Annotated in this window: 9 protein-coding genes; 8 read left to right on the top strand and 1 reads right to left on the bottom strand. The window is 66.1% G+C overall.

Translation table 11 applies throughout. The features are described 5' to 3' along the window. The coding region (locus ACMO6A_RS05160) for a hypothetical protein (RefSeq protein WP_418470862.1) at positions 1–259 on the top strand (259 nt) is incomplete at its 5' end. Between the two features lie 14 nt (positions 260–273). After that, positions 274–1,413 carry a hypothetical protein gene (locus tag ACMO6A_RS05155; protein WP_418470861.1) on the top strand — a complete coding sequence of 380 codons (1,140 nt, stop codon included), beginning with the start codon at positions 274–276 and terminating at the stop codon, positions 1,411–1,413. Positions 1,414–1,431: 18 nt separating this feature from the next. Here ACMO6A_RS05155 and ACMO6A_RS05150 read toward each other — a convergent pair whose 3' ends face one another. Beyond that, complete coding sequence (locus ACMO6A_RS05150) at positions 1,432–1,797, bottom strand: hypothetical protein (protein ID WP_015760259.1); 366 nt, start codon at positions 1,795–1,797, stop codon at positions 1,432–1,434. A gap of 294 nt (positions 1,798–2,091) precedes the next feature. Here ACMO6A_RS05150 and ACMO6A_RS05145 point away from each other — a divergent pair, with 294 nt between their 5' ends. From ACMO6A_RS05145 to ACMO6A_RS05120, 6 genes are all read left to right on the top strand, one after another. Continuing rightward, complete coding sequence (locus ACMO6A_RS05145; protein ID WP_015760258.1) at positions 2,092–2,901, top strand: antirestriction protein ArdA; 810 nt, start codon at positions 2,092–2,094, stop codon at positions 2,899–2,901. Between the two features lie 12 nt (positions 2,902–2,913). Further along, entirely contained in the window at positions 2,914–3,930 is a 1,017-nt protein-coding gene (locus ACMO6A_RS05140) for a hypothetical protein (RefSeq protein WP_418470860.1), read from the top strand. A gap of 93 nt (positions 3,931–4,023) precedes the next feature. Then, complete coding sequence (locus ACMO6A_RS05135; protein WP_418470859.1) at positions 4,024–4,794, top strand: hypothetical protein; 771 nt, start codon at positions 4,024–4,026, stop codon at positions 4,792–4,794. A 28-nt stretch (positions 4,795–4,822) separates the two neighbouring features. Further along, the gene (locus ACMO6A_RS05130; RefSeq protein ID WP_418470858.1) at positions 4,823–5,572 is read left to right on the top strand and encodes a hypothetical protein; all 750 of its coding nucleotides are present in this window, start codon (positions 4,823–4,825) and stop codon (positions 5,570–5,572) included. Positions 5,573–5,603: 31 nt separating this feature from the next. Beyond that, on the top strand, positions 5,604–6,662 hold the full coding sequence (locus ACMO6A_RS05125; RefSeq protein ID WP_418470857.1) for a hypothetical protein: 1,059 nt from the start codon (positions 5,604–5,606) through the stop codon (positions 6,660–6,662). Positions 6,663–6,730: 68 nt separating this feature from the next. Then, positions 6,731–7,739 (top strand): hypothetical protein (locus tag ACMO6A_RS05120; RefSeq protein ID WP_418470856.1); only part of this gene is annotated, 1,009 nt, incomplete at its 3' end.

Raw genomic sequence — 7,739 nt, 5'->3', positions numbered from 1 at the left:
CTATGAGGGCGCCGCGGTCTACGACCGCAAGCAGGAGGCCTGGTGCGCGGGATGCAACGTCGCGACCGTCATGGACATGAACGGCCCGGCATCCGTCACGCATCCGTTCTGGACGATCACCTGCGAGGCCGAGAAGAGGGAGCCCGCACAGCGGGCCGCCGCGCTCGAGCGCGCGCAGGCCATCGACCGCGCCAAGGACGCCGCCGCGCGCACGGCGCGACCTAGCGGCGCGCATTACCGTCCCCGCCGCGCACAGTAGAGGGAAGCATAGATATGGACGACTACGATATCGAGCTCACGCCGAACGATCCCGAGTTCGGTCCCGACGAGTGCGAGAGCGCCTATGCCCTCTGGGCCTTCAAGGAGGACGGCGAGCCCGTCAAGTTCCTCGAGGCCTCCCTTGTCGAGGACCCGGACTACCCTAGCGGCTATTCCTTCTCCTGGCGCAGCCTGTCGTGCGACAGGACCGGAAAACTCGTCGAGGGCGAGGGTGGCGTTATCGGGGACGTCTCCCGCGCCGACTATGTCGCGGACATGGTGCTCCCCGGCGGGGCCGTCTTCTCGCAGGTCGAGGATGAATACCTACCGAATCTGCCGTATTCCTTCGAGAAGGACAGTCTGAGCGACAGCGCGAGGAAGTCGGCGGCCGAGGCGATCCGCGGAGCGATCCTGTCGCTGCCGCTCTCCGTCCCGGAGACGACGGAGGCAATACCGGCCTTCTACAGGCTCGACAACCCCGCCATGCCCGACGACCCCCTCACCCGCGACATGCTCGCCGACGCACTCCAATCGGTGGAGAACTACCATCGCGGCGGCGCTATCGACGCCCTGCTGTGCAACCGGGACGGGATGAGCGTCGCGAAGCAGGCCCTCATCGTCTCCGCGGCGAAGGGCTTGCGGTCCAACAGCGGCCTGTTCGATGCGATGTCCCGCGCCGTCGGGTTGATCCGCGCGACCGAGGGCTCCGCCGCGGGCGTCAGCGACTGCGCGCTCGCGCAGAGTCTCCTCATTACCGGGTTCCACCACATGCAGAACCGGTGTTTCGATACCGTCTCGCGCGGCCTAGGAGACGTCCGCTACATGGACACCTCCAAAGCCGTGAAGATCTTCGCCGAGGAGCTGACGCGGGATACCGGCCTCGCCCTCGATGCGGCGCTCAAGGGGAAGTATGCCATGCGCTACGGTCGAGACGTCGATGCGCTCATATTCACCGATGCCGATATCGACGAATATGCCGAACTTCTCGGCAACTGCTGTGCCGACCTCGATCCCGAACAGCGCTCTAAGGCCGCCGCCGATGCGGTACGCGAGTGGTGCCGCGACCACGCCATGGACGGCTTCAGCGACTTCCTCTATGACTACCAGCCCGAACAGGTCAAGGGTATGGCGCGAAACACCGGCGTCAGGCATTGACAGGTTTTCGGGGCGGTGTCAGGGGCGCAGGCCGATTTGGACCGATGCCGCCCGCCCGGCCGTCGCCGCGGCCGCCTCGCGGGCTGCCATGCGTATAGCCGCCGGGGAAGGCAGGCCCATCTCGGAACGCTTCGCGTACACGGCTGAAAGCGAGTGGCCGGTCTCGGCCGCGATCTGCTTGGGCGACGCGGCGTAGTCCCGCAACCGGCCGAGCTCGTCTGCCGTCCACCTGGTCCGGCAGATACCTCGGCGGGAGCGCGCCGCCCTCACGGCCATCTCGGTCCGCCCCGTCGCGGCGGCCACGTCCGCGGCGGCAAGCGACCTGTCGGCGAGCAATTCGAGCTCGGCGTCCGTCCAATGGCGATATACCGCGGCGTCTTCCATCGCAGCCCCCTCATCGTATGTAGCAGAATCTCTGGACTCATACCCATCGGGCGCCCGGTGATTTCAGCACTTCCCGTTCGGAAAGCGTTTTTCTTCACGGGATTACGGTCGCCGCGAGGACGGACAATCCCTTAAACGCGAAACCTGACTATCGGAGGTTTCAATGAGCGATGCATCGATGCGACGCGGCATAGGGGGCTTCCCGTTCGGGAAACACCGTGGTGCCGCACATGCGGCGCGGATAACATCGACGCCAAGCACCTATCCGCCATCTGTCCTGTGGAGCTGATCTGTATGGCAAATAACGATTTCCGCGACGGCTTCGACGTCTGCGTGGGCAACTGGGGCTACTACAGCGAGGGAGAGCTTCGCGATACCTGGATGCACCTGCCGATTGATCCCGACAAGATCGAGCCCTGGCTGCGTAGCCACGGGCTCGTCGACGCGGAGCACGAGGAGACCTATATCTCCGACTACGATGGGCTGCCGTTCCGCTGCCCCCAGGTGTTCGATGAGTACGGCCGGCTCGACAAGCTGAACGTCCTCGCGATGCAGCTCACGCTCCTTCCCGAAGGGGACTTGGCCCATATCCAGGCCGCTATCGATTACGGCGAGCCCCTGGACCATCTCGACGAGCTCATGAACCTCGTGGCGCAGGCAGACGAGCTGCCCGTATTCGACTACCTCTATGACGATATGTATGTCGAGGACCAGTGGCATAAGACCTGCCTCGAGCGTTCGACGCCGCAGGAGAACTATGCGTACACCGTCCTCAACGACGATTCCGAGTTCTGGAACCTCATGAACCGAGGAGACGGCGAACTCCTCTCCTGCTTCGACTTCAACCGCTACGGCGAGATCGCCGTGAACAACGGCTATGTCGACCTGTGCGAGACCTGCTATGTCAACAAGGGCGGCGACTGGCCGCTGCTCGACGAGTACTCGTTCGAGGAGATCGGGGGCGAGACCGTGGCCGAGTGGCGCGGGCGTGTCGCCCAGGAGAAGCCCGCAGCACCGTCCGAGATCGCCTATGCCGCCAGCGCTCTTGCGGCGCTCAGCGCCGACGACGGTGCCGGCGGCACCGCACGCGCCGCGAAACTGTAGGGGGCGGCCGCCATGATGTTCAGGGATATCAACCAGTCCTCCACGATGGCTCGCTCGGCCTACCCCGACGGCAACGGCGAGCTCACCGATTTCAGCCTGTTCGCGACCAAGTACGACGCGGGCAAGCCCTCCATCGCCACCGACGGCCTGCCCTCCGAGCTCTCCTATCAGGTCAGGACCGCCATCCGCCGCGCGGTAGACGAGCTCGGCATCAACGTGCCGGAGGCGGCCGTCGTGCTGAAATACCCGATCCACTTCTACTACTCGGACGCGAGCGCGGAGCTCACCGGGGTGCTCGCCCTGCCCGGCGCGGTGGCGATCCTCGCACTCGACGGGTTCATTCCCAAAGAACAGCTCGCCGCGCCCGTCATCGGCGATATCTCCAGGCTGCGCGAGGTAGCGGATGAACTGCGCCGCCGCGGAGGCCTCGAGCCGCTTCCCGTTCGGGAAACTATCTATACGCACACCGTTCCCGAGGGTACATTCGTAGCAAATCAACGCCCCGCCGCCCACCGCGCGACGGGCAGGAAGAAAGGTACCGCCATGGACCAGGAAAAGTACGACAACGAGGTCAGCATCAAGTTTCCCGCAAAGTGGTGCAGCGTCACCAACGCGCAGGGCGAGGACATCGTGATCACGAACGGCACGAAGACCGAGACCTGGCCTGCCGTCCTCTGCACCATCCCCACGGGGACGGACATGAATAGCATCGACATCTCCGGCTACAAGTTCAAGACCTTCCGCAAGCCCTGGACCGAGTCCGATATCGCCAACGGCAAGGGCACCACCGTCACCGTCAAGAAGGACATGCCCGTCCATCTGTTCAAGTATGACGAGAACGACCAGCTCAAGACCCTCGACGTCGACTCGTTCGAGCTGACCAAGGCCGTCAAGGCCGCGCGCGAGGCCTACAAGGCCAAGATGAGCGCCGAGGCACCCAACCCGCAGTCCCAGGCCGCCGCGGCAGTCGCCGCGGCCCACGGTACCGCCGAGCAGGGCACCGAGGCCACGCAGGCCGCCAAGCTCTAGCAGCGCGCCCGCGACCTCCGCAACCCGCACCAGAAGGGCGCCCGCGCACTGTCCCGCGGGCGCCCTTCCCTGTTATCTTGGATGTGATGGCATATGAAGAGCTATATCGAGCCGATGAGCGCCGCGGATGCGCTGGATGTGCTTCGCGTATTCTGCGAGCCGTTCGGGGATCTCTCCTACAGCTATAACAACGACGAGGATGCCGTGCTGCACGGACCCGATGGCGACAAGGTCCTCAAGACCCCCGACGAGGTGATCGCCGGCATGGGAGACGACGCAACCCGCGAGATCGCCGAGCATAAGCGCTTCCGCGAGCGGGCGGTCCGCGAGCTCATGGTCCCCGTCCTGTCTGAGTGGGGATCGATCTACAACGTCCGCACCGGCGAAACTTTCATCCTCGACTCAAATTGCGAGGGCAAGCTATACGGGTTCTACTGTACGGAAACCCCGCTCGCCACCCTGGTCGATGAGGGCGAGGACGGCATCCCCTACGACGCGGCGCTGTACGCCATCGAGACCCGTGGTGCAGATATGCAGCATTTAGATGCCCTTCCCGGCAGCGAGTTGCCCGATCCCCTGGCCATCGAGGCCCCGGTCGCGGACGATGATTTCGTCGGGGCGATCGATACCGTCCTGTGCTACATGGAACAAACGGCCATCGACCTCGAGCTCGGCGGCGACCTGTTCGACCTTTCGGGATGGACTCTCGCGGACGGCAAGAGCATCGCCGCGACCTGCTCGCGGCTGGGAATCGATGCCTCGCCGAAGCTGCATACCGACCCGGCAAGCGTCGCCGACGCCGCGAAACGCGCCGCGGATGCCTGCACTCCGGATGCGATGCAGACCCGCACCGCCCATCTCTGATGTTCGAGACCACTGGGAACGATGGCATATGAAAAGCTATATCGAACCGCTGAACGCCGCCGAGGCCCTGGACGTGCTCGACCTCTACGGGGTCGATACGCCCGGCGCCTTCCTATCGGGCGAGCATGAGGGCTGCGTCGAGGTCGAGCTGTCCGGCCATACGGTCCTCCTCGAGACGCCGGATAGCGTCAAGACGCTGTTCGGCCATGATGCCGCGGCAGCGCTGCGCCACCACGCGAACTTCCGCAAGGATGCGGCCGAGATCATGGGTCGAGCGCTCGACCTCGACGATTTCCTCTACAACATCTACAGCGGCACGGCGTTCATCCCGGACACGGCACCGGACGGCGAGTTCTTCGGGTTCCATGTCGCCAGCATCTCACTGACGGACCTCCTCGAGGAGGATATCGACCCGCTCTCGCCGGACGTCTGCGATCACGGCCTCGATTTCATCGCCGAGACCATTGAGGGAGCCGACGCCGGGGACTTCGAACCCTGTGCCGAGGTCGACGATGAAAAGTTCCTTACCTCGGTCGATTGGGCACTGTACGACATCGAGTGCAGCGTCCTCGCGACGCTCGGAGCCGGATGCAGCCCGGAGCTCGCAGGGTGGACGCTCGGAAACGCCGACAGCATCACCGAGACGTGCGCCATGCTCGGGGTCGACATGTCCACGGTCCAGGCGCCCGACGATCCCGCGAGCGTCGCCGCGGCGGCCAAGGCGGCCGCGAAGTCCGGCGGTACGGCCGACGAGCCGAGCGCCGGCATCAAGCTCTGATCTTCCCGACCCGCCGACGGAGGCGAAACCGATGAATTTCCCGAACGAGGTATACTGCTCCATCCTCATCGACCCGCGCGACCTGGGCAACGTGATCGACGGCAAGAACTCCATCGACCCCAGGGAACTCACCGTCCTGCCAGACGAGTTCCACCCGCTCAGCTGGGGAGTCGTCGCGGACGTCATGATGGAGTTCGCATCAGCCAGACGCGCGGCGCGCGAGGACGGCATCGCCGGGCCCGGTTGGACCGAGCACCTGAATGACGGGCTCTCGGGACTCGTCAAGGTCCTGAGGGGCCATAGCGGGTGGAGCCCCGAGCACCCCTTCGATGCGAACGCCTTCCCGGTCGGGGACGGACCCCGCGACGATAGGCTCGTCTGCCGCGACCTCGACGCGTTCGCGGACGCAGGCGAGCTCGCCGAGGAGAACGCCAGGCTTTACGGCGCAACGTCGGTAGCCGACTTCGTCGAGACCGTGTGGGGCTGCACCAGCCTGGAGCCCGTGAAGGCCAGGCACTTCGGCGTGAGCGGCTTCCGGGGGCTCGAGTTCTCGTTTAGGGACGGCGCCGAAACACGCATGCGCGCGTGGCAGTTCGACGCCTGCCCGAAGGTCGCCGCGGCGCTCGCCGCCGCGCTCACCTACCGGTGCGAGAAGGGCTTCTACATGGAGGCCGGATGCGCCGGCGATCAGGGCGGCGTGTGGGGCCTGAGCTTCGACAGGAAGGAGCGCGGGGCGTATGCGGTCGCCAGGTTCCATCCGGAACGCGCGACTTACGACCCCCATGGCCGGGAAGTCGTCTCAAGATGCCCGATCCTGCTAGAGCAGGATGCCAACGGGAACATCGCCTTCCGGCACCCCGGCACGGTGCCGGACCGGCTGATCGACAACTTCATCCCCTCGATGAAGCGCTGCGACGTCGCCGGCGGCGGGCCGACCTGCAAGACCGAGCGCGGTCCCGAAGGCGCCGCGATGCGCGCGTCCAGACCCGGAGGTGTCAATATCAGCTTCCCGGCGCTCGTCGAGCGGGCCCAGGCGGCGGCGCTGGCCACGGCCCGCGGGGCGACCACCGCGGCCGGTAACCGGTTGTGACCGGTCTGGACAACGGGCCGCGCGGGGCGGTCCCACACGAATAACGATTCCGATCCATTGGAGCCACCATGAGCACCTATAAAGAGCAGGATATCGAGAACCTGCTGGCACACCTGCGCGAGGGCGTCGCGCCCGATTCCGTCTCGGCGCTCGTCGACGACGTACAGATCGAGTGCGACGGCGCGAAGGAGGGCGAGTCGGTCTGGATGCACCTGGTCCTTCCCGGGGCGCGCTACGGCAAGGACGACATGGTCACATACGACCCGTACGAAACCCACCTCGAACGCTCCCTGTCCTGTTCCGGCGGGCTGCCCATGGTCGAGTTCTACCTGCATCGCGGCGACGACCGCCCCGATGCGGCGCGCAACATCAAGGATATGGAGCCCCTGCCGTATCTCATCGGCCGCTACTACATGAAGACGCTGCTGGCCGACCACCGGGGATTCGGTATCCTGCTCCAGGACACGCCGCACCTGGGCCTTCCGGCCGATACCGTGCTCGACGTCCAGGATGCGCTCGCCGAGACCGCGAGGGCCTACGCCGCCGGATGCGATTTCGAGATCGATGCCGCCGATGCCGACATCGCGCGCTGCATCGCAAGCGGCGGATACCGCGGCGGCGCCAAGGTCGCCGCTGTCTACGTGCCCGTGGGCGACCTGCCGCGAGAGACGACGGTCTTTCCCGACATGGACCGCGCCCTGGCCTCCATCGGGCTCGACCGCCCCGAGACCGAGACCCTGGCCGAGTATGGGGGCGTCACCGTGAAGCTGCTGCGCGCAGGCGACGAGGAAGGGTCCGCGCTCAAACCGAACCGGACCCTGTGCCGCGACGGCGAGACCGAAATCATCCGCGGCGGCTTCCTCGTCGTCGCGACGGGCCGGGACGGCGGGCTCGTCGACCTGCCCGGGTGGGCGATCGAGAGCGCCAAGGAGCGCTTCGCCGACCCCTCGTCGGGCCCCTTCCGGGCAACCGCCGAGCTCGCGAGGGAGGTGCGCCGCACCCTCGGCGAGCAGATCGAGCGGGCGGGGCGGACGCCCTCCGACATCGCCGCGCTGGTGTCGCAGCTCGCCGCGAAGC

It is taken from the genome of Eggerthella sp. (genome assembly GCF_048329335.1).
In the GTDB taxonomy this organism is placed as follows: domain Bacteria; phylum Actinomycetota; class Coriobacteriia; order Coriobacteriales; family Eggerthellaceae; genus Eggerthella; species Eggerthella lenta.
This window is presented reverse-complemented; position numbering and strand designations above follow the sequence as displayed.

Bases quoted from the DNA above. Each gene is read 5' to 3' on its own strand.
- ACMO6A_RS05155 (WP_418470861.1), top strand. From the start codon at position 274: ATGGACGACTACGATATCGAGCTCACGCCGAACGATCCCGAGTTCGGT.
- ACMO6A_RS05145 (WP_015760258.1), top strand. From the start codon at position 2,092: ATGGCAAATAACGATTTCCGCGACGGCTTCGACGTCTGCGTGGGCAAC.
- ACMO6A_RS05125 (WP_418470857.1), top strand. From the start codon at position 5,604: ATGAATTTCCCGAACGAGGTATACTGCTCCATCCTCATCGACCCGCGC.
- ACMO6A_RS05130 (WP_418470858.1), top strand. From the start codon at position 4,823: ATGAAAAGCTATATCGAACCGCTGAACGCCGCCGAGGCCCTGGACGTG.
- ACMO6A_RS05135 (WP_418470859.1), top strand. From the start codon at position 4,024: ATGAAGAGCTATATCGAGCCGATGAGCGCCGCGGATGCGCTGGATGTG.
- ACMO6A_RS05140 (WP_418470860.1), top strand. From the start codon at position 2,914: ATGATGTTCAGGGATATCAACCAGTCCTCCACGATGGCTCGCTCGGCC.
- ACMO6A_RS05150 (WP_015760259.1), bottom strand. From the start codon at position 1,797: ATGGAAGACGCCGCGGTATATCGCCATTGGACGGACGCCGAGCTCGAA.